Genomic DNA, 22,719 nt, shown 5'->3' on the forward strand with positions numbered 1-22,719 from the left:
CCGGGCGGGGCCGCTACCGGTGCGGGGCCGGGATGCCGGCGGCGCGCAGCCGGGCCTCGGTGAGCGCCGTCAGGCGGGCCGAGACCGGGGCCTGCTCGTCGCGGTGACGGTCGATCAGCCGGTACTGGGTGGCGGCCCTGGCCCAGGCGCGCAGGCTGTCGGGGTCGCCCAGCAGCGCGGGGTTGGCGAGGCAGCGGTCGGCCATGGCGGTGGCCAGCTCCTCGATCCTCGGGTCGTCCACGTCCCAGGCCTCGGCCTCCTGGCCGCGCCTGGCCAGGGCGACGAACTCCGGGTCGTCCAGGCGGTGTTCGAGCTGGGTCAGGAAGCCGTCGAAGCCCTCCGGTACCAGCGCCCGCGCCAGCACCAGGGCCTCGCGCTGCGCCGCCACGTAGTCGGGGCCGAAGCCGAGCGCGGGCATCTTCTCCAGGGCCGCGCAGGCGCGGTCGGGCAGCAGGGCCCGGTCGCCGTCGGCGAGCCGGTGCAGGGTGTCGCGGCGTGCGGTCAGCTCCGCGATCCGCTCGTCCAGCCGCCGCTCCACGTCGCCGAGGGCGGCGGTGAACCGCTCGCCGTCGGCGTCGAGCAGCGGCCCGATCTCCGCCAGCGGCACCCCGGCGCCGGCCAGCGTCCGGACCTGCACCAGCCGCAGCAACTCGGCCGACCCGTACCGCCGGTAGCCGGAGGCGTCGCGCCGCGGCTCGTCGACCAGCCCCTGCCGGTGGTAGTGCCGCACCGTCTTCACCGTGACGCCGACGTAGGCCGCGGCCTGCCCGATCGTGACTCCGTTCATCCGCTCAGCCTGCCGTGCGGTCCGGGTGCCGCGCGACCCGGGCCTGCGTGCGGCCGGGCCCGGTGCCGAACACCTCGTCGACGAGCCGTCGCTGGGCGTTCTGGAACGCCGCCGCGATGGACACGTCGGCGTCGTCCACGTAGTTCAGCCCGGCGGTCAGGGTCGTGCGGCCGTCCGGCGAGCCGTACATCAGCGCCGCCGAGCCGATGGTGGCGCCGTTGTGGTGGAAGACGGTGCCCGTGTCCGTCTCCTGGGCGAACACGCCCAGGCCGTAGCCGACCGTCGCCTCCGGCGTGCGCATCTCGGCCAGCAGGCCGGGCGGCAGCAGCCTGCCGCCCATCAGCGCGGAGAAGTAGGTGTGCAGGTCCCGGGTGGTCGAGATCATGTCGCCGCCGGCCGAGACCCAGGACGGGTTGTGCCGGGTGACGTCGACCGTCCGCTCCCGCCCGGCGTCCTCGTAGCGGTAGAAGCTGCGGCTGTGCGGCTCGGGGACCTCCGGCGAGGCGCCCGGCGCCACCGTGCCGCTCAGCCCCAGCGGCCCCACGACCGTCCGCCGCAGCTCCTCGGCGAACGGCCGCCCGCTGACCCGCTCGACCACCAGCCGGGCCAGCACGTAGTTGGTGTTGGCGTAGCTCCAGCCCGTCCCCGGCGCGAACCGCGCCGGCCGCGACAGCGACAGCCGCACCAGCTCCTCGGGCGGGTACGTGCGGAAGCGGCCGTCCACCCACTCCTTGCCCCGCCACGGGACCCCCGGCACGAACGTGCCGTCCGCCTCCAGCTCGCCGGTGTGGTTGAAGATCCCGCTGGTGTGCTGCAGCAGCATCCGCACCGTGATCCGCCGGTCCGGTCCGAACTCCGGCAGGTGGTCGCCCACCGGGGCGTCCAGGGCCAGCCGGCCCTCGGCCACCAGCATGAGCACCGACGTCGCGACGAAGCTCTTGGTGATGCTGCCGATCCGGAAGTGCCCGTCGACCGGCGGCCTGCCGTCGCGGCCCGGCTCACGGACCCCGGCACTGGTGACCCACTCGCCGCCCGCGTCGTTCACCCGCACCTGCACGCCGAGGAAACCGGATTCGACGATCTCCTCGATCGCCCGCCGCAGCCCCGGGCGCTCCGGACCGGAACCGACGTGGTGGGTGATGGACATGCTGCCCCCTGTATCCGTGGGGCCCGCGTCGTCGTCGGGCCCGATGAGGGGAGCCTGCACCCTGACCCGAGGTCAACCTCAACCGTGATCCGGCTCACAGCCGCGGCCCGCCCGCCCAGGCGGGTGGACGGGTAGAAGGGGGACGGGTGGAGGGGGGCGGGGCGACCCGGGACCGGGGCCGCCGTCGGCACGATCGGGAAGACGGCGGCCCCGGCCCCGGTACGGGTCCGTACGGGCGGGGCATCGACCGCGGGGTTGCCCGTACGGCTGCGGTCGGCACCCATTCCACGACTTCAACAGGACTTGAAGTCAAGCCCCGTCCGAGGCGAGGCCCCGCCCGAGGGTGCCGTTCCGGGGCGGGGTAGCCTCGCTGCGGCGGGGGACTGCGGAGGACAGACACGGACAAGACGGACAGGGGCGGGTGGATGACGGAGCAGCACAGCTACTGGCGGGCGTCGGACGGCGCGGCGGTCGGCGCCAGCCAGGCGCACATCGTGTGGACCAGGGCGGCCTACCCCGCGCTGGTGGAGGTGGCGCGCCGCTACCACGCGGTGATCAGCTACGCGGACCTGGCCGAGGCGGTGCAGGAGGCCTCCGGGGTGCGCACCCGGATCAACCAGCGGCACTGGATCGGCAAGGTGCTGTCCCTGGTGATCCTGGAGGCGCACCGGCGCGGCGACCCGCCGTTGACGGCCCTGGTGGTGCACGCCACGGACGGCAGGGTCGGCCCCGGCTACCAGGAGGTGCTGGCGGTGGCCGGACAGCCGCCGGTGGCCGCGGAGATGGACCGCGAGCAGCACGCGGCCGCCGCCCGCCTGGCCTGCTACCGGCACTTCGGCGCCGACCTGCCCGCCGACGGCGGCACCCCCGCCCTGGCCCCGCGCCTGCGCGCCTCGGTGGAGCGCAAGGCCGCCGCCGTCGCCGCCCCGCCGCGCCCGCCGGCGATCTGTCCGAACTGCTTCCTGGAACTGCCCGCGACGCGGGTGTGCGACTCCTGCGGGGCGACCGTCGCGCCGTGAGCGGGTAGCGCGGCCGTGAGCCGGCGGCCCGAGGGCTGAGCGGACGTCCCGTCACACGGCGGCGGGCAGCCGCCCGGGCATCTGCCAGCCCTCGGCGAGACGCGAGGGGGACAGGCGCCGCCCGTCGCCGAAGAACTCGCAGAACTTCATGATCAGCGGGTCCCAGCCGACCGGGTCGACGTAGTGGTCGCTGCCGGGCACCAGCAGGCTCTCCTCGACGTGGGCGCGCACCACCGACACCTCGAAGGCGGTGCGCCCGCCGCCGGTCAGCGCCGTCGCCGACTCCACCCGGCACTCCAACTGCACCGGGCACTCGGCGGCACGCGGCGCCCGCACCAGCTCGCCGGGCACCTCGGTCATACCGGCGGCGGCGAACTTCCGCCGCTCGTGGCGGTAGCCCTGCTTGAGCCGGTACTCGGCGATCCGCGGGTTGGCGGTCAGCAGCGCGAGGGCGTCCACGGAGTCCACCTGCGCCGAGGAGGGCAGGTTGAGCACGCACTCGCCCTCGCGCCGCAGGTTGGCGGCCGTCTGCGAACTGTCGCCCAGACCCAGCACGCAGGACTGCCCCAGCCACCACGCCGAGGACATCGGCATGAGGTTGGCGCTGCCGTCCTCGTTGCGGGAACCGATCAGCACCACCGGGGTGCCGAAGTAGAGAACCTTGAGATCGATGACCTTGTGCACGGGAACTGCCGTCCTCGGGATGGGGAATCGTTGCCGGTCACCGACTCTGCCCCGGCCCGGCCGGGGGCGCTGGCGGTGATCGGACATCGCGTTTCCGCGAGCCCCGCAGGTCAGGCGGCTCCCGCAGCTCCCGCAGGCCCGGCAACTCCCGAGGACGGCAAGGCCCGCCGCGGCGGGCGCTCCGTCAGCCCACCGGCCCCCGGGCGGCGACCAGCCGGGCCCGGCCGTCGCGCAGCCGGTAGGACAGGCCCACCACGGCCACCTTCCCCTCGGCGATCTTCGCGGCCAGCGCCTGCGAGCGCTCCACCAGCAGGTCCACGGTCTGGCGGATGTGCTCGTCCACGATCCCGTCGCGGTCCTCGATGCCCGCCGCCCTGGCGGACAGCACGCTCGGGGTCACCCGCTCCACCACGTCCCGGACGAAACCGCCCGGCAGCTGCCCCTGCTCCAGGGAGTCCAGCGCCGCCGCCACCGCACCGCAGGAGTCGTGGCCCAGCACCACCACCAGCGGGCAGTCCAGCACGCTCACCCCGTACTCGATGCTGCCCAGCGCCTCCGCACCGGTGACGTGCCCGGCGGTGCGCACCACGAACAGGTCGCCCAGACCCTGGTCGAAGATGATCTCGGCGGCCAGCCGGGAGTCCGAACAGCCGAACAGCACCGCGAAGGGCCGCTGCGCCGGGGCGAGCGCCGCGCGGCGCCCGGCGTCCTGGTTGGGGTGCTCGGGGTTGCCCGCGACGAACCGGGCGTTGCCCTGCATCATCACGCGCAGCGCCTGGGCGGGGTCGGTCAGGAAGTCGTCCGTCGGGCCGTCGAGCGGGCCGGGCTCGGGCGCGGATATCGGTGTGCGGATCATGTCTGCACCCTAGATCGCCGCAGGTGGACCCCGCAGCCGGGGGTCAAGGGTCGGACGGCCCCACGGAAGGGCCCGTGCGACCCCGTGCGCTCCGCATGCGACCTCCGTACGGCCGCATGCGCCCCACCCGGGCCCGTGCCGCCCCCGCGGGGTCCGGCGGGCTACGGGGCGGTGCGCAGGGCGAGGACGGTGACGTCGTCGCGGCTGTGGCCGCCGCTCCAGCGCCGGGCCCGCCGGTCGAGGGCCTCGGGCAGGGCGTCGGCGGGGGTGGCGGCGAGGTCGGCCAGACCCTGTTCGACCGGGTAGAACGTGCCGGAGGCGTCCTGGGCCTCGGTGATGCCGTCGGTGAGCAGGACCAGCACCCCGTCCCCGGGCAGCGCGAAGCGCCGCACGGGGCGCGGCTCGCCGGGGGCGGCCAGGGCGGCGAGGCCGAGCGGGATGCCGGCGTCCAGGGGGACGGGCTCCACGCGGCCGTCGGCGTGCAGCAGGTAGGGGGAGAGGTGGCCGCAGTTGACGGCCCGTACCTCGGTGGCGGAGCCGTCCCGGGCCCGGGACCCGTTCCCGTCCGCGTTCCCGTTCCCGTCCGCGTTCCCGTCCGGGCCGCCGACGCACAGCACGGTGGCGGTGACGAACCGCTCCTGCTCGCCGCTCTGCACCGCGTACGCGTTGTGCCGCTCCACCGCCGCCTCCAGGGCATCGGCGACGGCGGGCAGCCGCGCCTCGCGGAAGGCCGCCTCCCGGAAGGCGCTCAGCACCGCGAAGCCCGTCCCGATCGCGGGCAGGCCCTTGCCCTGGACATCGCCGACCAGCACCCGGGTGCCGTGCGGGGTCTCGGCGACGTCGTACAGGTCGCCGCCGACCATGGCGTCCTCCTCCACCGGCCGGTACAGCCCGTCCAGGCACACGTCCGAGGTGGTGACGGGCAGCGGGCGCAGCAGCTGGCGCTGGAGGGCGACGGCGCTCTGCCGCATCCGCGACAGCTGCCGCTCGCGCCGCACCCGCCGCGCGCACAGGCCGATCACGGCAGCCTCGGCGGCGACCACGCCCACCAGGGTGCCCAGCCGGGCCGGCAGGTCGCCGGGCGGGACCACCAGCGAGTGGACCACGACCACGGCGGTCACCCACACCGAGACGGCCACCGTCTGCGCGATGGTGCCCAGACCCGCCATCAGCGCGGGCAGGAACACCAGCAGCAGCACCAGGCGCGAGCTGGTGCCGCTGGCCGCCTGGACCAGCAGCACGGCGGCGGTGGCGGCCAGCACGCCGAGCACCACCGTCCGGTTGGCGGGGGCGCGCGGGGCGGCGGGCTGCTGATCCTTGCGGTCCACCCCTGCCGTCCTCTCCGCCGCCCGGCCGTCCCTCCAGGGTGGTCGGCGCGGCGGGGCGGGCGCGAGCGGGCTGCGCCGGGCGGGGGACGGCGACTGTCGGCGGCGCTCGGTACGGTGGCCGGTGTGTCCTCCCCGTCCACGCCCCCGCCCCCGTCAGCGCCCCGGCCTGTGCCCCCGCCCCCGCCTGTGGCGCCGTCCCCGCCTGTACCGCCGTCCTCCCGTGCGACCCCGGCGGGCCGGGTGCCGATCGACGACCTGGTGCGGCTGCGCCGGGCCCGGGACCGGATGGACCGCGAGTACGCGCAGCCGCTGGACGTGCCGGCGCTGGCCCGTACCGCGCTGATGTCCTCCGGCCACTTCTCGCGCAGCTTCCGCACCGCCTACGGCGAGACCCCGTACAGCTACCTCATGACCCGACGGATCGAGCGGGCCAAGGCGCTGCTGCGGCGCGGGGACCTGAGCGTGACCGAGGTGTGCATGGCGGTGGGCTGCACCTCGCTGGGCTCCTTCAGCACCCGTTTCACCGAGCTGGTCGGGCAGAGCCCCAGCGCCTACCGGGCCGGCGACCACGAGCCGGGCGCGGCGATCCCGGCCTGCGTCGCCAAGGTCCGCACCCGCCCGGTGCGCCGTGCGGACGCCAAGGGGGCGAAGGAGGCCAAGGGGGCCAAGGGGGCCAAGGAGGCGAAGGGTGCCCGGCGGGACGGCGGCCCCGGCGCTCCCGTAGCGTGACGCGCATGAGCATCGAACTCGCGCAGTGCTTCATCGCCGTCGACGACCACGACCGGGCGCTCTCCTTCTACCGCGACGTCCTCGGCTTCGAGGTGCGCAACGACGTCGGCTTCGAGGGCATGCGCTGGGTCACCGTCGGCTCGCCCGACCAGCCCGGCGTGGAGATCGTCCTGGAGCCCCCGCTGGCCGACCCGCACGCCTCCGAGAACGACCGCCTGGCCGCCGCCGAACTCCTCGCCAAGGGCCTGCTGCGCGGAGTCATCTTCCGCACCGACGACTGCGACGCCACCTTCGAGCGGCTGAGGGCGGCCGGCGCCGAGGTCCTCCAGGAGCCGATGGACCAGCCCTACGGGGTGCGCGACTGCGCCTTCCGCGACCCGTCGGGCAACATGCTGCGCTTCAACCAGCCGCGCACGAGGTAGCGGCCCGGGGCGGCCCGGGGCGGGTCAGACGGGCTGGAGCCGGGTGCGCAGGAGGCAGAACTCGTTGCCCTCCGGGTCGGCCAGGACGTGCCAGGCGGCGTCGGCGGGCTGGCCGACGTCGACCGGCTTGGCGCCGAGCGCGAGCAGCCGCTCCAGCTCGGCGTCCTGGTCGCGGTCGGTGGGGTTGACGTCGATGTGCAGCCGGAGCTTGCCGGGCCGCGGCTCGCTGTTGGGGAGGAAGAAGAGGGTGGGTTGCGGGCCGCCGAAGCCGGTGCCGGGCGGCCCGATCTCGATGCAGCCGCCGCCCTCGCGGCCGACTTCGACGTAGCCGAGGACCTCGCTCCAGAACGCGGCGAGCCGCTCGGGGTCGGCGGTTTCGATGACCAGTTCACTGATGCGGCATGCCATGGTCCGTCAGCCTATGTCGATCATGTCGCGGCGCAAGGGAATTTATCCGCCCGCCCGGACGACGGGGCGCCTCGGGGGCCGGAGGCCGATGCGTGGGGATCCCGATCCCGCTCGACCTCGAAGGGCCCGACGGGCCTGCGGGCGCCTGCCCGCGGGCCGGGCGGCGCGCGGGGGCGTTCGTGCAGGCGTACGGCCCGGCGCGCACCCCGGTGCGGCACGATGGGGCGATGGAGAGCACTCGACAGACAGTCAGTTCCGGCTCGCCCCTCGAACCGCGGATCGGTTTCTCCCGGGCCGTGCGCAAGGGCGATTACGTCGCGGTCGCGGGCACCGCCCCGATCGGCGAGGACGGCGCGCCGGTCGGCCAGGGCGACGTCCACGCCCAGACCGTCCGCTGCCTGGACATCGCCGAGGCCGCCCTGCGGGAGGCGGGCGCCACGCTCGCGGACGTCGTGCGGACCCGCATCATGCTCACCGACATGAGCCGGTGGCGGGAGGCGGCGCGCGCCCACGGCGAGCGCTTCGCGCAGATCCGCCCGGTCACCACCTTCGTGGAGGTGTCGCGGTTCATCGACGAGCGGTGGCTGGTGGAGGTCGAGGTGGACGCGGTGATCGGCTAGCGGGCCGACCGGGCCGGCCTGCGGCCCCCTGGAGGGCGCCGTCGGCCGGTAGGGGAATGAACTGCGGGATGGGTGCTGTTGTCGCAGGTCGAGATACCCCCACCCGTATTTTTTTCGGGCGTCCGCACCCCGGACACCCGAGAACGGAGCCCCCGTGAACCGCCCCGCCGAAGCCGTACGGCCCGCCGCCCCGCCCCCCGGCGCCCCCGCGAGCGGCGGCGCCCCCGAGGGCGGCCGACCCGGGCCGCTCGGCCGCCTCGGCGTCTGGTCCACCCGGCACTTCAAGGCCGTCCTGGTCGGCTGGCTGATCGTCGTCATCGGCCTCGGCGCCTTCGCCCCCAAGGTCACCACCGCGCTGTCCGGCGCCGGCTGGCAGGCCAACGGCTCCCAGTCCGTCCAGGTCCGCGAACTCGCCGAGCAGCACTTCGCCGGCAACGCCTCCTCCGCGATCCAGATCGTCGTCGCCGCCGACCGCCCCGTCACCGACCCGGCCGTCCAGCAGGTGATCACCGCGGCCGGCGACCTCGCCGCCGCCGACCCCCGGGTCTCCACCGTCATCGCCCCCCAGCCCGGCGCCACCATCAGCCCCGACGGCCGCACCGCTGTCCTGATCGCCGGCGCCAAGGCCTCGCCCGACGACATGGTCCGCGCCGCCGACGACCTCAAGGAACCGCTGGGCGCCCTGTCCACCGACGGCGTCAGCGTCCACGCCACCGGCGCCTCCGTCCTGTGGAGCGACTTCAACAAGGCCAACCACGACGCCATGATGAAGTCCGAGTTCATGTCCTGGCCGGTCACCCTCGCCATCCTGGTGCTCGCCTTCGGCTCCCTCGTCGCCGCCGGCCTGCCCCTGCTGCTCACCATGGCCGGCCTCGCCGCCTCCGCCGGCTCCCTGGTGCTGATCAGCCACCTCTTCCCGGTCTCCGTCTGGGCGATGAACTTCGCCATGATGTTCGCCCTCGCCCTGGGCATCGACTACGCGCTCTTCCTCGTCGTGCGCTTCCGCGCCGCCCGCCGGGCCCGCACCGCGCGCGGCACCGCCGGGGCCGCGGACGCCGTGCGCGCCGTCGCCGAGACCATGGACACCGCCGGCAAGGCCGTCCTGCTCTCCGGCGCCACCGTCCTGATCAGCCTCTCCGCCGTCATGCTCGTCCCCTCCCCGGCGTTCCGCTCGATGGCCGGCGGCATCATGCTCGCCGTCCTCTTCGTCCTCGCCGCCACCCTCACCCTGCTGCCCGCCGTCCTCGGCCGGCTCGGCCACCGCGTCGACGCCCTCGCCCTGCCCCGGTCCAAGTCCGCCCGGTCCGACACCTCCGCCTCCCCGCGCTTCGCCGCCTGGGGCGAACGCCTGTGGAAGCACCCGCTGCGCTACGGCGCCCTCGCCCTCGCCGCACTGATCGCCCTCGCCGCCCCTGTCATCGGCCTGCGCACCGCGATGCCGTCCATCACCGTCCTGCCCGGGGACGCCAGCGCCCGCGCCGGCTACACCGCCGTCCAGCAGGCCTTCGGCCCCGGCGCCCCCGGCACCCTGCAGATCCTCACCCCCACCGACCGGGCCGCCGACGTCACCGCCCGGGTCGCCGCCACCCCCGGCATCGCCGCCGCCATGCCCGCCCAGCCGGCCGCCGACGGCTCCGGCTGGTCGATGATCCAGGCCGTGCCCACCGTCGACCCCTCCAGCCCCGACCTCGCCGGCACCGTCCACACCCTGCGCGCCGAACTGCCCGCCGACACCATGGTCGGCGGCGCCGCCGTCGAGAACCTCGACCTGCAGCACCTGCTCACCGAGAAGACCCCGCTGGTCATCGGCGTCGTCATGGCCCTCGGCTTCCTGCTGCTGCTCGCCGCCCTGCGCGCCCCGCTGATCGCCGCCCTCGGCACAGCCGCCAGCCTGCTGTCCACCGGAGCCGCCTTCGGTGTCGCCCGCCTGGTCTTCCAGGACGGCCACGGAGCCGGCCTGCTGGGCTTCACCCCGCAGGGCTTCCTCGACGGCTGGGCACCGGTGTTCTTCTTCGCGATGATCTTCGCCATCGCGATGGACTACACCGTCTTCCTCCTCGCCTCCGCCAAGGAGCACTACGAACGCACCGGCGACCCCAAGGCCGCCATGACCGGCGCCCTGGCCCACTCCGGCCGGGTCGTCTTCGCCGCCGCCGGCGTCATGGTCGCGGTGTTCCTCACCTTCGCCCTGTCCGGCCCGCTGCCGCCCAAGGAGATGGGCATCGTGCTCGGCACCGCCGTCCTCCTCGACGCGGCCCTGGTGCGGCTCGTCCTGCTGCCCGTCCTGCTGCGCCTGACCGGGCGCGCCGCCTGGCACACCCCGCGCCGGCTGGACCGGGTGCTGCCGCGGATCACCTTCTCGCACGACTGACGGGCCACCCGCCCCGCGCACCGGCGCACCGGCGCGCCGGCCGGCGCGCCGGCGCGCGGGCGCCGTCCCGCCCTACCGGCCGCCCCGCAGCGCCCCCGGCACCGCCGACAGGTCCTGCTCGGCGATCTCCGGGTGCGCCAGCAGCACCTCGCGGGCCGCCGTCAGCACCGGGCCGCCGCCCGCCAGGGCGAGGTCCTTGGCGGCCAGCCGGACCGGGAAGTCCGACCCCGTGCCGAACGCCCGGGCCGCCACCCCCGCGAGCGGCCCGGCCGACAGCACCTCCCGCGCCTGCTCCTGCGGCACGCCCAACTCCTCGGCCACCGCCAGGACTTCGCCCAGCGCGGTGACGCAGGCGACGATCGCGCCGATCACCACCACCTTCAGCGCCGCGCCCGCGCCCGGGCCGCCGCAGCGCCGTACCCGGCCCAGCTGCTCCAGGACCGGCTGCGCGCGGTCCAGGTCGGCGTCCTCGCCGCCCGCGAGGACCGTCAGGCCGCCGGTGGCCGCCGGGCCCGTGCTGCCCAGCACCGGGGCGTCCACCAGGGCGACGCCGTCCGGCAGCCCGGCGCGCAGGTCGGCGGTGGCCCGCGGGCCGATCGAGGACATGTCGATCCACAGGGTGCCCGGGGCCAGCTCCGCCGCGCACCGCCCGGCCACCTCGGCGACGGCCGCCGGGTCGGACAGCATCGTGACGACGACGTCCGCGCCGCGCACGGCCTCGGCCGGGGTGGCGGCCCCGGTGGCCCCGGCCAGGTCCCCGGCGCGGCCGGGGGAGCGGTTCCAGACGGTCAACGGGTAACCGGCGGCGGCGAGTCGGCGGGCCATCGGCAGGCCCATCCGGCCCAGCCCCAGAAAAGCGATCTTCTTCATGGCCGCCACGCTAGGCAGCCACGAGCCAGGCGACAAGCGAATGTCCGGCATGGTAGTCATGCGTAATGGACATGGCTTGGCTGGACGTCTTCCGCACCGTCGCCCACCTGGGCTCCTTCACCGCCGCCGGCGAGCGACTGGGCTACACCCAGTCCGCGATATCCCGTCAGATCGCCACCCTGGAAGGCGAGTTGGGCACGCCACTGTTCGACCGGCTGGCGCGCGGCGTACGGCTGACCGAGCACGGCCGCGCCCTGCTGCCGCACGCCGAGGCGATGCTGCAACGGCTCGACGCCACCCGGCGCGACCTGACCGCCCTCACCGAACTCACCGCCGGACGGCTGCGGGTGGGCGCCTTCGACAGCGCCAACGCCGACCTCGTCCCCGGCGCCCTCGCCGCCTTCCGCGCCGCACACCCGGACGTGGAGATCGGCCTCACCGAGGGGCTGGCGGCGCACCTGCTGGACCTGCTCGCCGAGGGGGCCGTCGACCTCGCCCTCGTCGCCTCGTACACCGAACCCGCCGACGACGGCGACCGCTTCGACTTCCGCCCGCTGATGGACGACCCGGTGCTGGTCGCCCTCCCGCGCGGGCACCGCCTCGCCGGACGCCGCCGACTGCGGCTGGCCGAACTCGCCGACGAACCGTGGATCGCCGCCCGCCGCCACGCCGAATCCACCCTCCTCGCCGCCTGCGTCCGCAGCGGGTTCCAGCCCCGCATCGAGTACACCGTCGCCGCCTGGACCGCCAAACTCGGCCTGGTCGCCGCCGGGTTGGGCGCCACCCTGATCCCCTCCCTCGCCGCCCGCGTCAGCCGCCCCGGCATCGCCCTCGTCCCCCTGCACCCGGACGACACCCCGGTCCGGCAGGTGTACACGGTGACGCGCAGAGGACAGCGGGTGCCCCCGGCGGTGGCGGCCTTCGAAGCGATCCTGCGCGAGGGCACCGGTTAGCGGTGCAGGGCGAGGACGGCGGTCAGGGCACTGACCGCCGGGCCGCCGGGGAGCAGGACGGCCGGATGGCGGGGCCGGGACCGCGGGGTCGGGCGGAAGCCGCCCACGCGGAACTCCAGGAACGGGCGAGGGGGACCGCCGTGCGACAAGCGCTGGATCAGCAGACGGTGTCCGCGGCCGGCAGCGCCCTCGTCGACAGGTAGGCGTCCACCGCCGCGTTCGCGCACGGGCTGTAGGCGTTGAGGTAGAGGGTGTGGACGCGCCCCGGGACGGTCACCAGGCGGGAGCCGGGCAGACGGGAGTGCAGCGCCAGGGCGCCCTGGTAGGTCGCGTGGGTGTCGCCGGTGGCGTGGAGCTGGAGGGCGGGGACGGCGTTGCGGACCCCGACGGGCGGCTCCAGCGGGGCGCTGCGCCAAGCAGCGCACGGGACGGGGGCGTTGTAGACCGGGCCGAAGACCGGTTCGGCGGCGCGGGAGCGCTCGACGGCGTCGCGGTACCAAGAGGCCGAACGCGGCATCGCCACGTCGTCGCACAGGATGCCGAGGGTGGACGACAGGCCGGCGCCGGCCTCCGGGTCCGGGGCGAGGAGCATGGTCAGCAGCTGGTGCAGGGCCGGGCCCGCCTGGACCGGCCGGCCGTCGGCGGCGTCCAGCAACTGCCGCAGCACGTCCGCGCACAGGGCGCCGTCGCGGTCGTCGCTCAGGCAGACCGCGAGCAGCACCGGGAGCAGCGCCCCGTCGAGCCGGAAGCCGTCGACGGCGATCGGCGCCGCCTCGGCCCGGCGCGCCAACTGCTCGACGGTGGCCCGCACCGCCGCCGGGGTGGCGCCCAGGTGGTAGGCGCCGTCCTGCGGCGCGGCCCAGGCGGCGAAGTCGTCCAGGGCCCGCTCGTTGGCGCCGGCCATGTCCTGGAACGCCCTCATGCCGTACCGCGCCGGGTCCAGGGCGCTGTCCAGCACCAGCCGGTCGACACGCTGCGGGAACAGCTGCGCGTACACCGCGCCCAGCATCGCGCCGTAGGACTGCCCGAAGAAGGAGGTCCGCCGCTCGCCCAGCGCCGCGCGCAGCACGTCGACGTCCCGGGCGGTGTTGCGGGTGGTCAGATGGGGCAGCAGATCGGGGTCCTTGTTCCAGCAGGCGTCCGCGTCGGCCTCGGCCAGGCGCCAGGCCTGCTCGAAGCCCGCCCGGCCGGTGCCGGCCGAGCGCAGCCACGTGCCGCGCGTCAGGCCGCAGTCCGGGCCGCCGGCGCCGACCCCGCGCGGGTCCATGCCGACGATGTCGTAGGCCGCCGCCGTCCCGGGGGCCAGCTGCTCCCGCAGCGCGACCGGCATGTCCAGCCCGCGATCGCCGGGGCCGCCGGGGTTGGTCTGCAGGACGCCCCGGCGCTTGGCCGGGTCCGCGGACCTGATCCGGGAGACGGCCAGGGACAGGGTGCGGCCCCGCGGCTCGCGGTAGTCCAGCGGCACGGTCAGGGAGGCGCATTCGGCGCCGGCGGCGGCCAACTGCGGCTCCTGGCAGGCGGCCCAGGCGAGCTGCTGGCGGCGGTAGGGCTCCAGCTGATCGGCGCCGGCCGAGGAGGTGGAGGAGGCGGAGGAAGCGGAGGAGGTGGAGGAGGCGGGGGCGGCGGGGGCGGCGAAGGGCGCCGAGGAGGCGGGGACGGCTGCGGTGAGCACGGTGGCCGCGGACAGGGCGAGGGCGGTGGCGAGCGCCGGTGCGGTCTTCATGTCGGCCAGCCTAGAAGGGAGTTGGCCACCACCGGGGATCCGGCCCGCCGATCCGCCTTGACCTCAAGTCGGCTTGAGGTCCTACGGTCGGTCGCGTCCTGACGATCAGTCGATCGTCGATCGGCCGAAGGAGCACCGGACATGACGATCAAGACCTACGAACCGCAGATCATCGCCGCCCAGCCCATCGGGGCATGGACCGGCGAGGTCTTCCGTCGCCTGGTGGTGGAGGGCCTGCGCGAACAGCTGGCGGTGGAAGGCCTCACCCAGCCCCACTGGTGGACGCTCAACCACGCGGCCGGCCGCCCCGGCGGATGGACCCGCACGACCCTGACCGAGCGGCTCACCCCCTACGACGACCAGGACACCGCCTTCGACACCGTCTACGACGACCTGATCGCCCGCGGCTGGCTGACCGAGGACGCCGACGGCGCCCTCACCCTCACCGAGGAGGGCGAGGCCGGCCGCCTGCGCGCCCGCGAACGCAACCTGAGGATCAGCGAACGGGCCCACCAGGGCATCGACACCGACGAGTTCGTGACCACGATCAACGTGCTGCGCCGCATGGTGGCGAACCTGGGTGGCAACGGCAATCTCCCCGACTGACCGCCCCTGACTGACCGCCCCGAACGACCGCCCCGGCAGGACGGTACGGGCCCGGTCGCAGGAGGGAATTGACCCATGGAAACGATCGCCGATTGCCACCCGATCGACGGTCTTTCCATCCATAGGCTGGTCACATGACGACGACGAAGAACACCACCGCCCCCGTCCTGACCCGCTGCGCCGAGGCCGAGACCTGCAGCGACCCGAGCTCCACCATGACCCTGCTGGCCGACTCGGCCCCGGAGGAGGGCGGCTTCACCGTCTACCGCTCCACCTTCGCCGCCGGAGCCCCCGGAGCGCCCGCCCACTTCCACGCCCGGGCCTGGGAGCTGTTCTTCGTGATCAGCGGTTCGCTGCGGGTGCTGGTCGGCGAGGAGGTCTCCGTGCTGGGCGCGGGCGACTTCCTCGCCGTGCCCCCGCACACCCCGCACGCCTTCGCCGCCGCCCCCGGCGCCGAGGCCGACGTGCTGTGCGTGTTCACCCCCGGCATGGACCGCTTCGACTACCTGCGCCTGCTGGGCAGCGTCATGCGCGGCGAGAGCGACCCGGGCGCGATCGCCGCCTCGGCGGAGCGCTTCGACAACCACTACGTGGACAGCCCGGCCTGGCGGGCGGCCCTGGCGGGCGACGGCGCCTGAGCCCCGCACACCGCCGCCGGACAGGGTCGAGCCGCCCGACGGGGCCGGGCCGCTCGACGGGCCGGGCCCGCCCGGGTGTGGAACGGTGGTAGCCCGGGAGTGTCCCGGTTGCGAGAGGAGTGGCCATGTCGTCGAAGCGCCGCCGCAAGAAGAAGGCCAGGGCCAGGCGCGGGGCCAACCACGGCCGCCGCCCCCAGTGCTGAGCCGCGGCTGAACGGGTGAGGCGCGCCCGGACGGCCTTCCCGGCCGCTCCGGGCGCCGCCCGGTCGCTGTCCGAAGAGCCCCTGCCCTCCGAGGCCCCCGGCTCAGAGCCGCCCGCGCCCCAGGAAGCCGCCGCGCGCCACCTTGTGGTACTGGCAGTAGCCGACCCGGTTCGCACCGAACGCCAGCTCCAGGACCACACCCCGCCCGTCCGCGCGGACCTCGCTCAGCAGCTGCGCCGCGTCCACGTCCGCCGGCGTCTGCTCGAACACGTAGAGCCGGTTGATGTACGGGCCCGCCGGGATCGGGTCCCGGTGGGGGATGCCGTCCCGGTCCCAGGTCAGCGTCGCGCCGGGGCTGGACAGGCAGGGGGACTGCATCCGCCGGCCGTCGGCGTCGATTCCGCCGTCGCGGTGCCAGCGCAGCGCGTGGTCGAGGCTGCCGGCCGGGTCCGGCCCCTGGCCGTGGGCCTGCCACTGGACCACGTCCGCCGCCTCGATCCGCCGCAGGACGTCGAGGACGTCCTCCCGGACGACGAAGTAGGCGCGGGCGTAGATCCGGCAGACCAGCAGGGTGTCCCGGGGGTGGTCCAGGCCGTAGGAGGACGGGAGGGTGGACTGGTCCAGGACCTGGGTCAGCACGTGCTCGACACCCTCCACCGCCCCCAGCGCCTCGACCAGTCCCCGGATCCGCTCCCGCTCCGCCGCCCGGGCCGCCCGCGCCGCCGGCGAGTCGATCAGTTTCAGCTTGCGCCGCTCGGTGGGCCAGTGCATCGCCCGCAGCGACTGCACACCGTTGAGGACCGGGTTCACCAGCATGACGACGAGACAGACGAGGCTCGTGGCCACGTCCTTCAGCAGCTTCTTCACCAGCAGGAGGTCCTCTCGGGTCGCGCGCGCGTCTGCGTCCCACACCCTGTCCCGCCCGCACCCGGCCCCGCAATCCGCGCCCGTACTCAACTCCCCTCCGTGGGCGTCCGGTTGCCGAGCGCGTCCACCGCCGGCCGTCGGGTCGATTCGGAGCGGTCGGGCCGCAGCGGCCACCGGTCCGCCGCCCCGGCGGCGGGGCGGTCGTCGGCGGCGTGACCTATGGTGGCGCCATGGACGAGTACGCGGTGCCGATCCTGCCCAGCCGGGACCTGGACGAGACCCAGGAGTTCTACGCCCGCCTGGGCTTCGAGCCGCGCGGGCGCTGGGACGGCGAGGACGGCTACCTGATCCTCGTCCGGGGCACGGTCGAACTGCACTTCCGCCACGACCCCGGGGTGGACCCGCTGTCCACCGCCGCCGGTTGCTACCTGCAGGTGCGGGACGCGGACGCACTGCACCGCGACTGGGCCCGGCTCGGCGTGCCCACCGACCCGGCCACCGGCAGCCGCCTGACCCCGCCCGCCGACACCGCCTACCGGATGCGGGAGTTCGCCCTGGTCGACCGCAGCGGCAATCTGCTGCGGATCGGCGGCCCGCACGGGCCCGGGTAGGCCCGGGCCGCGTCCGTACGGCGACCCGTTCGCGAGGGCCCGCGCACGCTCAGGGGCCCGCGGGCTCCGCGGGCTCAGCGGGCCGGCCCCCGGGGGCCGGGGACGGCGTACGGGAGCGGCTTCGCACGCCGGTGACGACGAGCCACAGGCAGGTCAGCAGGGCCATGGCGGAGAACGTCGCGATGAGCAGCTGGGTGTCGGGCATGTCGTCGTCGGGGTAGTGGGTACCCAGCACGCGGGCCGTCGCCGGGTGGTCCGCGGCCACCTCCAGGGGAACGGCCACGCCGACGGCCGGGTGGGCGACGGAACGCCCGACCTTGAGCGAGGTCGTACTGTACTCGCGCTCGCCGACCCGGTACGTGAGGGTGCGCTCCACCCCGCTCTTCTCCCTGTTCCGTTCGGCGCCGATCGTGGCATCCACGCGCAGCGGCGAGGCGTCGATGCGGTCCGCCGCCCGGTGCTGCGCGAGCATGCCGGACAGGCTCAGGCCGAACACCAGCAGCGCGAGTGCCGCGCCCGCCGACGGCAGCGGCCACCTCCGCCGGATCAGTTCCTTCATGGCCCGACGGTATCCGCCACGACCCGGGCGGGTCCACGGAGTTGAGCGAACGGGCCGGTTCCGCGCGGGCGCCCGTGTCATCGCGCGTCGGTGCGTGTCAGTACGTGTCGGTGCGCGTCGGTGCGCGTCGGTGCGCGTCAGTACGTGTCGGCGCCGTCAGCGCGTGGCCACGGTGGTCGTCACGCGGACGAGCGAGGGCCGCCGCGGGGTGGAGCCGAAGCCGAACCGCACCGGTGCGACCGGTGCGAGCGGGCCGAGCCGTCGGCCGTCGAGCACGGCGGTCACCGCGGTGACCGCGTGGAGGTCGCGGACGCCGTACCACTCGCGCCGGCCCTGGCCCGCGGTGCCCCGGGTCCGCACGCCGAGCAGGAGCCGGGCGAGCGGGTCGGTCACCGCGGTCCAGCCGGGCCGGGCCGCGATCGGCCCGGGCACCGCCCTGAGCGCGAGCCCCAGAGCGCCACGCCGCCCGGTGGTGAAGCGCAGGTCGAGCGGGCCCGCCGTGACCCGCCAGCGCGTCGCGCCCCGCTGCACCGCGACCGGTACGACCCGCACCCGGTCGAAGGCGTACGTGCCGGCGACGAACTCCGCCGTCCCCTCGGTGGGCGCCAGCAGGATCCGGGTCCCGTCGGCGTGCTCGACCATGACGTCGGAGAACGGCCCGAACGGCGAGGCCGCCCAGTGGCCCACGACCACGCGCGTGCCTGAGGCGGTGCCGATGCCGGCGATCCAGCCGTCGAACCGCAGCCGGCGCGGGCCCGCAGGCCCTCGGGCGGTCGCCGGGCGACGGGCCCGGGCCGTGTGCGGCGGATCCATCGCTCCTCCTCGCAGGCCCGGCGGGACGCCTGCGGCATCCATCCTCGACGGCTCCCCGGACCGTGTCCACGCGGGCCCGGGCGGTGCCCGGGGGAGAGGGGCCGGCACCCGGGCCGCTCCGCCCCGTGGTCGGGGCCGCCGTCCGTCGGCCGGCCCCGCGACCGCCCGCGAGCGAGCGGCCCCGTGACCTGCCGGGCGGCCGACCGAACGACCGGCCCCGCCCGGTCGCGCGGGCAGGACCGAACCGGCTTGCTACACCGTGCCGTTGGTCCGCGGGGCGGCTGCCGCGCGGACTCGTTGGCGCAGGAACAGGGCGGCGCGGTCCAGCGCCTCGTCCGCCTCGTCGAGGACGCCGGCGAACGCCTGGAACACGTGCGGCACGTCGGCGGTGACGTCGAGGACGACGTCCACGCCCGCCGCGTTCGCCCGGGCGGCCAGGCGGGTGGAGTCGTCCAGCAGCATCTCGTTGCCGCCGACCTGGAGCAGCATCGGGGGGAAGCCGGTCAGGTCGGCGCAGACGGCCGGGCTGAGCAGCGGCTGGTGCGGGTCGGCCCCGGCGAGGTACATGGCTCCGGTGCGTTCCAGGCCCACGCGGGTGAAGACGGGGTCGACGCCCTCCCTGGTCTCCATGCTCGCGCCGCCGCGGGTCGCGTCGAGGCCCGGGGAGAAGGCCAGCAGGGCGGCGGGCAGCGGCAGGCCCGCGTCTCGCGCGGCGAGGCAGGTGGTGACGGCCAGGCCACCGCCGGCGGAGTCGCCCGCGAAGACGACGGCCGAGGGGTCCTCGCCCCGGTCGAGCAGGGCGCGGTAGGCGCTCAGGGCGTCCTCGATCGCGGCCGGGAAGGGGTGCTCGGGGGCGAGCCGGTAGTCCAGCGAGTACGCCCCGAGGCCGGTCCTGGCCACGAGGTTCCCGGTCAGGGAGAGGGCGGTCCCGGGCGAGCCGAAGACCCAGCCGCCGCCGTGGAAGTAGAGGATCGTCCCGGCGGCGCCCGGGGCCGCCCGCTCTCCCGCGCCGGGCCCGTCGACCGGCTCCACCCGCAGGGCCGGGCGGCCGCCCAGCGTCGTCGGGACGGTGCGGATGCTGTCGTGGGGCACGATCATCCGGGCCATCAGCTCCCGGAATCCGGCCCGGACCTCCTCGACCGACCGGGGCCCCGCGGGGCCCTGCTGCCGCAGGATCCCGTCGACCCGGACGCGCTGCTCCCTGCTCATGGGCGTGCTCCTGCCGTAAGTAGCTTCCGGTACACTATATGCCGTGGAATATACATCGAGCGGTGACCGTGCCGAGGCCGGGCTCCCCGGGCTCTTCGCCGACCTGGTCCGGTGCGAGACGCGCCTGTACAACGCCCTCGGCGACCGCCTGCGCGAGCGGCACGGGATCGTCCTCTCGCAGTACGAGTTCCTCGGCTACCTGCGCGACCACCCGGGCTGCCGAGTGGCGGACATCGCCGCCGAGTTCGCCATCGGCGTCGGCGCGACCAGCAAGGGCGTCGACCGCCTGGAGAAGCAGGGATGGGCGGCCCGCCGGCCCAACCCCTCGGACCGCCGGTCCTCGATCCTGGACCTCACCGACGCCGGTGCGCGGCTCGTCCGGGAGGCCGAGCGGACCTACACCGGCGGCCTGGCCGAGCTGCTCGGAGGCACCCTCGACGCCCCCGCGCTGTCGGCGGTCGCACAGGCCCTGTCGACCCTGCGGTCCGCCCTCGAACGCGACCGGGTCGGCACGCCCACCGGCTGACCGGGGCCCGACCCGGGGCCCGCCGCGCCCCGACGTCCGAGACGGTCGGCCGGGCAGGCGGGCGGCCCGCGCCGGGCCTAGGACTCCAGCCCGTTACGCCGCCCCGGCGTCCCGCCTACGGTCCTCTCCCGTGGACACGACAGGGATTCTGGACGAAGCACTCCAACGACTGCACGCCTGCGGGCCCGAGCGGCTCGGCCGGCTCACCAACCACGCGCCGATGGCCGTCGAGGCCCTCACCGCCCGCGGACAGGCGCCGTCGGTGCACCGCTGGCTCGACCTCTACGCGCGCAAGCTGGAGGACCTCCCGCCCCGCGTCGAGCCGGTGACGGACGCCAACTGGCGTACGGCGCTGGGCGATCCGAGGCGTGCGGCCGACTGGATCGGCCACTTCGAGCGGGAGGTCGCCGAGCGCCCCTGGCGCGAAGTGCTGGCCCGGTGGTGGCCGCGGCTGCTGCCCGGCCTGTACGGCGGATCGACGCACCCGGTGATCCGGGTGGGCCACGCGGTGCGCACGCTGCTGGCCGGCGAGGCCACCGGGCCGCGCCTGGCGGAACTCGCCCACGGCCTGGGCTACTGGGCGGCCCGCCACCGGACCGTCGCGCTGCCCGCCCGCCTGCCGGGCGCCGCCTCCGCGGCCGCCGCCCTCGACGCGGTGCCGGCCGTCGACGTCCGGGACGGAGGCTTCCCGGAAAGGCTCGGCCGCGTCACGGCCCTGCCGGTGTGGGCCGGGGCCGAGGCACCGCACCCGGGGGAGGTGCCCGGCCGCCTCGCCGAACTGGTCCGGGCGGCGACCCACCGCTACGCCACCCACGGCCACGGCGAGGAGACGATGCTCGTCCACGCGGCCACGGCCCCCAACGCCGTGCTGCGCACGCTGCCCGCGCTCCCGCGGGCACTGTGGCCGGCGAGCCTGCGGGCGGCCTGGACGGCCTCGGCGGCGGTGACGGCGATGTACGCGCCCGCCGCACCGGTGGTGTACGTGCCGCCCGGCACGCTCACCCCCGAGGAGGTCTTCGAGCGGGCGCTGGCGCACGGCGACGAACACGTCATCAAGCTGACGGACGCCGCCCTCGACGTCGGCGACGCACCCGCCCTGGCGGCGGCCCTGCGCGCCATGGAGCTGAGCACCCCGCTGGGATGAGGCGCACGGCGCGGGCCCGGCGGATTCGTGCGCCGGGCCCGTCGTCGGAATCGACGGCGCGAACGTGTACATGAGGGGCGGCAACTCCCCGACGGCGACCGCCGCATGCCTCCCGAACGCCGACCCCGACGCCCGCGCGACCGTCGCGCACCGGCCGTACAGCCCACCGCCTCCACCACGAAGGAGTCCTGACCATGCGGAAGTTCGTCCTCGACCTGGTCGAGCGCACCGTCGCCACGTACGCCGCGGCGTTCCTCGGCCTGCTGCTGGCCGACAAGTTCGACCTCACGTCGATCGGCTCGCTCAAGGCGGCGGCGGTAGCGGCGCTGCCGGCCGCACTGACCGTGCTCAAGGGCGCGGTGGCCACCCGCATCGGCGACCCGACCTCGGCCGCCCTGCTGGGCCGCCCCCGCGAGTAGCCGGACCGGCCGGCGAGGGGCGGGGCGCCCCGCCCCTCGCCTCGGGCGTGCCCGGTGCCGGTCGGCTGACAGTGAGGACGGTGAGCTGCCGGTGGGATGCGAGTGGCCCGCGGGAGCGTGGGAACCGGGCGGGACCGGCTGCGATGCGCGGGTCCGCCCGTACCGCCGGATCACCGTGCCGAGTTCCAGGAGCCCGCCATGCCCTCCCTGCCCCACACCCCGCCGTGGGACGTCCACCGGCTGCCCCGCGCCGAGGGGAGGAACGTCCTGGTCACCGGCGGCAACGCGGGCATCGGGTACTTCGTTGCCGAGCAACTCGCCGCCACCGGCGCCACAGTGGTCCTCGGCAGCCGCGACCGGGCGAAGGCCGAAGCCGCGATGGCCTCCATCCGCTCGCGCGTCCCCGGCGCCAGGGTGCGGCACCTGCCGCTGGACCTCGCCGACCTCGCCTCGCTCGGCCCGTCCGTGGACGCCCTGGCCCTGGACCGCCTCCACGCGGTCGTCCACAACGCCGGCGTGGCGCTCGACCACCCACCGCGCCGCGAAACCACCGACGGGCACGAGCTGATGTTCGCCACCAACCACCTGGGCCACTTCGCGCTGACCCACCACCTCGCGCCCCTGCTCGCGGCCGCGCCCGGGAGCCGGATCGTCACCACCGGCAGCTTCGCCGCCAAGTCCGAACGCCTGGACCTCGACGACCTCCAGAGCACGCGCGACTACCGGCCCAAGCGCACCTACGCGCGCTCCAAGCTGGCCCAGATGCTCTTCGCCGTCGAACTCGACCGCCGTCTGCGCGCCGCCGGCAGCACGACGCTGAGCGTGCTCGTCCACCCCGGCGGCGCGCTCGACTCCCTCACCCCCTCGCGCCCGCCGGTCCACGTCCGCACCACCGGCGAGCGGCTGCGCCACCTGCCGCTCGGGCTGGTCGTCCAGGGCAAGGACGCCGCCGCGTGGCCCGCCGTCCGGGCCGTGCTCGACCCGGCCGTGCGGGGCGGTCAGATGTGGAGCCCCCGCGCGTTCGGGCTGCGCGGTGAGCCCAGGGCCGAGCCGCTCTGGGGCCACCTGGCCGACACCGCGACCGCCGCGCGGCTGTGGGCGGCCGGTCGCGAGCTGACCGGTCACGACCCGACGCCCGCCCATTGAGCGCCCCCCACTGAGTGCCGCGCGCGGCACTCAGTGGGGGAGGGGGCGGGCGAAGGGGCCT

25 protein-coding genes are annotated in these 22,719 nt (G+C 75.6%); 13 read left to right on the forward strand and 12 right to left on the reverse strand.

Annotation, left to right across the window (positions count from 1 at the left end; genetic code table 11):
* Nucleotides 1-13: 13 nt before the first annotated feature.
* Nucleotides 14-787, reverse strand: a complete 774-nt coding sequence (locus tag ACWGJO_RS15250) for a MerR family transcriptional regulator (protein WP_452183994.1) — start codon at nucleotides 785-787, stop codon at nucleotides 14-16.
* A 4-nt stretch (nucleotides 788-791) separates the two neighbouring features.
* On the reverse strand, nucleotides 792-1,934 hold the full coding sequence (locus ACWGJO_RS15255; protein WP_452183995.1) for a serine hydrolase domain-containing protein: 1,143 nt from the start codon (nucleotides 1,932-1,934) through the stop codon (nucleotides 792-794).
* A 425-nt stretch (nucleotides 1,935-2,359) separates the two neighbouring features.
* Here ACWGJO_RS15255 and ACWGJO_RS15260 point away from each other — a divergent pair, with 425 nt between their 5' ends.
* The gene (locus ACWGJO_RS15260; protein WP_452183997.1) at nucleotides 2,360-2,953 is read left to right on the forward strand and encodes a hypothetical protein; all 594 of its coding nucleotides are present in this window, start codon (nucleotides 2,360-2,362) and stop codon (nucleotides 2,951-2,953) included.
* A 51-nt stretch (nucleotides 2,954-3,004) separates the two neighbouring features.
* Here ACWGJO_RS15260 and ACWGJO_RS15265 read toward each other — a convergent pair whose 3' ends face one another.
* The 3 genes from ACWGJO_RS15265 to ACWGJO_RS15275 form a co-directional block, all read right to left on the reverse strand.
* The gene (locus ACWGJO_RS15265) at nucleotides 3,005-3,637 is read right to left on the reverse strand and encodes a flavin reductase family protein (protein ID WP_452183999.1); all 633 of its coding nucleotides are present in this window, start codon (nucleotides 3,635-3,637) and stop codon (nucleotides 3,005-3,007) included.
* A 184-nt stretch (nucleotides 3,638-3,821) separates the two neighbouring features.
* On the reverse strand, nucleotides 3,822-4,400 hold the full coding sequence (locus ACWGJO_RS15270) for a carbonic anhydrase (protein ID WP_452184033.1): 579 nt from the start codon (nucleotides 4,398-4,400) through the stop codon (nucleotides 3,822-3,824).
* Nucleotides 4,401-4,654: 254 nt separating this feature from the next.
* Nucleotides 4,655-5,821: a PP2C family protein-serine/threonine phosphatase gene (locus ACWGJO_RS15275; RefSeq protein WP_452184001.1), complete on the reverse strand. Its 1,167-nt coding sequence runs from the start codon at nucleotides 5,819-5,821 to the stop codon at nucleotides 4,655-4,657.
* Nucleotides 5,822-6,106: 285 nt separating this feature from the next.
* Between ACWGJO_RS15275 and ACWGJO_RS15280 the strand changes: the two genes are divergently transcribed.
* Nucleotides 6,107-6,550 (forward strand): helix-turn-helix transcriptional regulator, encoded by a 444-nt coding sequence (locus ACWGJO_RS15280; protein ID WP_452184035.1) that lies wholly within the window; start codon nucleotides 6,107-6,109, stop codon nucleotides 6,548-6,550.
* A gap of 5 nt (nucleotides 6,551-6,555) precedes the next feature.
* Complete coding sequence (locus ACWGJO_RS15285; RefSeq protein WP_387690467.1) at nucleotides 6,556-6,972, forward strand: VOC family protein; 417 nt, start codon at nucleotides 6,556-6,558, stop codon at nucleotides 6,970-6,972.
* 24 nt (nucleotides 6,973-6,996) lie between these two features.
* On the opposite strand, the gene ACWGJO_RS15290 is transcribed toward ACWGJO_RS15285, so the two are convergent.
* Nucleotides 6,997-7,380 (reverse strand): VOC family protein, encoded by a 384-nt coding sequence (locus ACWGJO_RS15290; RefSeq protein ID WP_452184003.1) that lies wholly within the window; start codon nucleotides 7,378-7,380, stop codon nucleotides 6,997-6,999.
* A gap of 92 nt (nucleotides 7,381-7,472) precedes the next feature.
* Between ACWGJO_RS15290 and ACWGJO_RS15295 the strand changes: the two genes are divergently transcribed.
* Together ACWGJO_RS15295 and ACWGJO_RS15300 are read left to right on the forward strand one after the other, a co-directional pair.
* Nucleotides 7,473-8,000, forward strand: a complete 528-nt coding sequence (locus tag ACWGJO_RS15295; RefSeq protein ID WP_452184005.1) for a RidA family protein — start codon at nucleotides 7,473-7,475, stop codon at nucleotides 7,998-8,000.
* A 154-nt stretch (nucleotides 8,001-8,154) separates the two neighbouring features.
* Nucleotides 8,155-10,371: an MMPL family transporter gene (locus tag ACWGJO_RS15300; protein WP_452184007.1), complete on the forward strand. Its 2,217-nt coding sequence runs from the start codon at nucleotides 8,155-8,157 to the stop codon at nucleotides 10,369-10,371.
* A 72-nt stretch (nucleotides 10,372-10,443) separates the two neighbouring features.
* Here the strand turns inward: ACWGJO_RS15300 and ACWGJO_RS15305 are convergent, their stop codons facing one another.
* Nucleotides 10,444-11,241: an NAD(P)-dependent oxidoreductase gene (locus ACWGJO_RS15305; RefSeq protein ID WP_452184009.1), complete on the reverse strand. Its 798-nt coding sequence runs from the start codon at nucleotides 11,239-11,241 to the stop codon at nucleotides 10,444-10,446.
* A 65-nt stretch (nucleotides 11,242-11,306) separates the two neighbouring features.
* On the opposite strand from ACWGJO_RS15305, the gene ACWGJO_RS15310 reads away from it, so the two are divergent.
* Nucleotides 11,307-12,194 carry a LysR family transcriptional regulator gene (locus tag ACWGJO_RS15310; RefSeq protein WP_452184011.1) on the forward strand — a complete coding sequence of 296 codons (888 nt, stop codon included), beginning with the start codon at nucleotides 11,307-11,309 and terminating at the stop codon, nucleotides 12,192-12,194.
* A gap of 157 nt (nucleotides 12,195-12,351) precedes the next feature.
* On the opposite strand, the gene ACWGJO_RS15315 is transcribed toward ACWGJO_RS15310, so the two are convergent.
* On the reverse strand, nucleotides 12,352-13,917 hold the full coding sequence (locus tag ACWGJO_RS15315; protein WP_452184013.1) for an alpha/beta hydrolase: 1,566 nt from the start codon (nucleotides 13,915-13,917) through the stop codon (nucleotides 12,352-12,354).
* A 141-nt stretch (nucleotides 13,918-14,058) separates the two neighbouring features.
* Between ACWGJO_RS15315 and ACWGJO_RS15320 the strand changes: the two genes are divergently transcribed.
* Together ACWGJO_RS15320 and ACWGJO_RS15325 are read left to right on the forward strand one after the other, a co-directional pair.
* Nucleotides 14,059-14,523: a MarR family transcriptional regulator gene (locus tag ACWGJO_RS15320; RefSeq protein ID WP_380633764.1), complete on the forward strand. Its 465-nt coding sequence runs from the start codon at nucleotides 14,059-14,061 to the stop codon at nucleotides 14,521-14,523.
* Between the two features lie 134 nt (nucleotides 14,524-14,657).
* Nucleotides 14,658-15,161, forward strand: a complete 504-nt coding sequence (locus ACWGJO_RS15325) for a cupin domain-containing protein (RefSeq protein WP_452184015.1) — start codon at nucleotides 14,658-14,660, stop codon at nucleotides 15,159-15,161.
* A gap of 305 nt (nucleotides 15,162-15,466) precedes the next feature.
* On the opposite strand, the gene ACWGJO_RS15330 is transcribed toward ACWGJO_RS15325, so the two are convergent.
* Nucleotides 15,467-16,231 carry a hypothetical protein gene (locus ACWGJO_RS15330; protein ID WP_452184017.1) on the reverse strand — a complete coding sequence of 255 codons (765 nt, stop codon included), beginning with the start codon at nucleotides 16,229-16,231 and terminating at the stop codon, nucleotides 15,467-15,469.
* Between the two features lie 230 nt (nucleotides 16,232-16,461).
* Here ACWGJO_RS15330 and ACWGJO_RS15335 point away from each other — a divergent pair, with 230 nt between their 5' ends.
* A complete protein-coding gene (locus ACWGJO_RS15335) occupies nucleotides 16,462-16,842 on the forward strand; it encodes a bleomycin resistance protein (protein WP_452184019.1) in 381 nt (126 codons plus the stop codon).
* A gap of 49 nt (nucleotides 16,843-16,891) precedes the next feature.
* On the opposite strand, the gene ACWGJO_RS15340 is transcribed toward ACWGJO_RS15335, so the two are convergent.
* The 3 genes from ACWGJO_RS15340 to ACWGJO_RS15350 form a co-directional block, all read right to left on the reverse strand.
* Nucleotides 16,892-17,401 carry a hypothetical protein gene (locus ACWGJO_RS15340; protein WP_452184021.1) on the reverse strand — a complete coding sequence of 170 codons (510 nt, stop codon included), beginning with the start codon at nucleotides 17,399-17,401 and terminating at the stop codon, nucleotides 16,892-16,894.
* Nucleotides 17,402-17,557: 156 nt separating this feature from the next.
* A complete protein-coding gene (locus ACWGJO_RS15345) occupies nucleotides 17,558-18,214 on the reverse strand; it encodes a hypothetical protein (RefSeq protein WP_452184023.1) in 657 nt (218 codons plus the stop codon).
* Between the two features lie 252 nt (nucleotides 18,215-18,466).
* Nucleotides 18,467-19,423: an alpha/beta hydrolase gene (locus ACWGJO_RS15350; RefSeq protein WP_452184024.1), complete on the reverse strand. Its 957-nt coding sequence runs from the start codon at nucleotides 19,421-19,423 to the stop codon at nucleotides 18,467-18,469.
* Between the two features lie 43 nt (nucleotides 19,424-19,466).
* Between ACWGJO_RS15350 and ACWGJO_RS15355 the strand changes: the two genes are divergently transcribed.
* The 4 genes from ACWGJO_RS15355 (at nucleotide 19,467) to ACWGJO_RS15370 (ending at nucleotide 22,658) form a co-directional block, all read left to right on the forward strand.
* On the forward strand, nucleotides 19,467-19,949 hold the full coding sequence (locus tag ACWGJO_RS15355) for a MarR family winged helix-turn-helix transcriptional regulator (RefSeq protein WP_452184025.1): 483 nt from the start codon (nucleotides 19,467-19,469) through the stop codon (nucleotides 19,947-19,949).
* A 130-nt stretch (nucleotides 19,950-20,079) separates the two neighbouring features.
* Nucleotides 20,080-21,093 carry a questin oxidase family protein gene (locus tag ACWGJO_RS15360; RefSeq protein WP_452184027.1) on the forward strand — a complete coding sequence of 338 codons (1,014 nt, stop codon included), beginning with the start codon at nucleotides 20,080-20,082 and terminating at the stop codon, nucleotides 21,091-21,093.
* Nucleotides 21,094-21,287: 194 nt separating this feature from the next.
* Entirely contained in the window at nucleotides 21,288-21,512 is a 225-nt protein-coding gene (locus ACWGJO_RS15365; RefSeq protein ID WP_452184029.1) for a holin, read from the forward strand.
* 198 nt (nucleotides 21,513-21,710) lie between these two features.
* Nucleotides 21,711-22,658 carry an SDR family NAD(P)-dependent oxidoreductase gene (locus tag ACWGJO_RS15370; protein WP_452184031.1) on the forward strand — a complete coding sequence of 316 codons (948 nt, stop codon included), beginning with the start codon at nucleotides 21,711-21,713 and terminating at the stop codon, nucleotides 22,656-22,658.
* Nucleotides 22,659-22,719 lie beyond the last annotated feature (61 nt).

It is taken from the genome of Kitasatospora sp. NPDC054795 (assembly GCF_053611565.1).

Bases quoted from the DNA above. Each gene is read 5' to 3' on its own strand.
- ACWGJO_RS15250 (WP_452183994.1), bottom strand. From the start codon at position 787: ATGAACGGAGTCACGATCGGGCAGGCCGCGGCCTACGTCGGCGTCACG.
- ACWGJO_RS15255 (WP_452183995.1), bottom strand. From the start codon at position 1,934: ATGTCCATCACCCACCACGTCGGTTCCGGTCCGGAGCGCCCGGGGCTG.
- ACWGJO_RS15260 (WP_452183997.1), top strand. From the start codon at position 2,360: ATGACGGAGCAGCACAGCTACTGGCGGGCGTCGGACGGCGCGGCGGTC.
- ACWGJO_RS15270 (WP_452184033.1), bottom strand. From the start codon at position 4,400: ATGATGCAGGGCAACGCCCGGTTCGTCGCGGGCAACCCCGAGCACCCC.
- ACWGJO_RS15280 (WP_452184035.1), top strand. From the start codon at position 6,107: ATGGACCGCGAGTACGCGCAGCCGCTGGACGTGCCGGCGCTGGCCCGT.
- ACWGJO_RS15285 (WP_387690467.1), top strand. From the start codon at position 6,556: ATGAGCATCGAACTCGCGCAGTGCTTCATCGCCGTCGACGACCACGAC.
- ACWGJO_RS15290 (WP_452184003.1), bottom strand. From the start codon at position 7,380: ATGGCATGCCGCATCAGTGAACTGGTCATCGAAACCGCCGACCCCGAG.
- ACWGJO_RS15305 (WP_452184009.1), bottom strand. From the start codon at position 11,241: ATGAAGAAGATCGCTTTTCTGGGGCTGGGCCGGATGGGCCTGCCGATG.
- ACWGJO_RS15310 (WP_452184011.1), top strand. From the start codon at position 11,307: ATGGACATGGCTTGGCTGGACGTCTTCCGCACCGTCGCCCACCTGGGC.
- ACWGJO_RS15315 (WP_452184013.1), bottom strand. From the start codon at position 13,917: ATGAAGACCGCACCGGCGCTCGCCACCGCCCTCGCCCTGTCCGCGGCC.
- ACWGJO_RS15320 (WP_380633764.1), top strand. From the start codon at position 14,059: ATGACGATCAAGACCTACGAACCGCAGATCATCGCCGCCCAGCCCATC.
- ACWGJO_RS15325 (WP_452184015.1), top strand. From the start codon at position 14,658: ATGACGACGACGAAGAACACCACCGCCCCCGTCCTGACCCGCTGCGCC.
- ACWGJO_RS15335 (WP_452184019.1), top strand. From the start codon at position 16,462: ATGGACGAGTACGCGGTGCCGATCCTGCCCAGCCGGGACCTGGACGAG.
- ACWGJO_RS15340 (WP_452184021.1), bottom strand. From the start codon at position 17,401: ATGAAGGAACTGATCCGGCGGAGGTGGCCGCTGCCGTCGGCGGGCGCG.
- ACWGJO_RS15345 (WP_452184023.1), bottom strand. From the start codon at position 18,214: ATGGATCCGCCGCACACGGCCCGGGCCCGTCGCCCGGCGACCGCCCGA.
- ACWGJO_RS15350 (WP_452184024.1), bottom strand. From the start codon at position 19,423: ATGAGCAGGGAGCAGCGCGTCCGGGTCGACGGGATCCTGCGGCAGCAG.
- ACWGJO_RS15365 (WP_452184029.1), top strand. From the start codon at position 21,288: ATGCGGAAGTTCGTCCTCGACCTGGTCGAGCGCACCGTCGCCACGTAC.
- ACWGJO_RS15370 (WP_452184031.1), top strand. From the start codon at position 21,711: ATGCCCTCCCTGCCCCACACCCCGCCGTGGGACGTCCACCGGCTGCCC.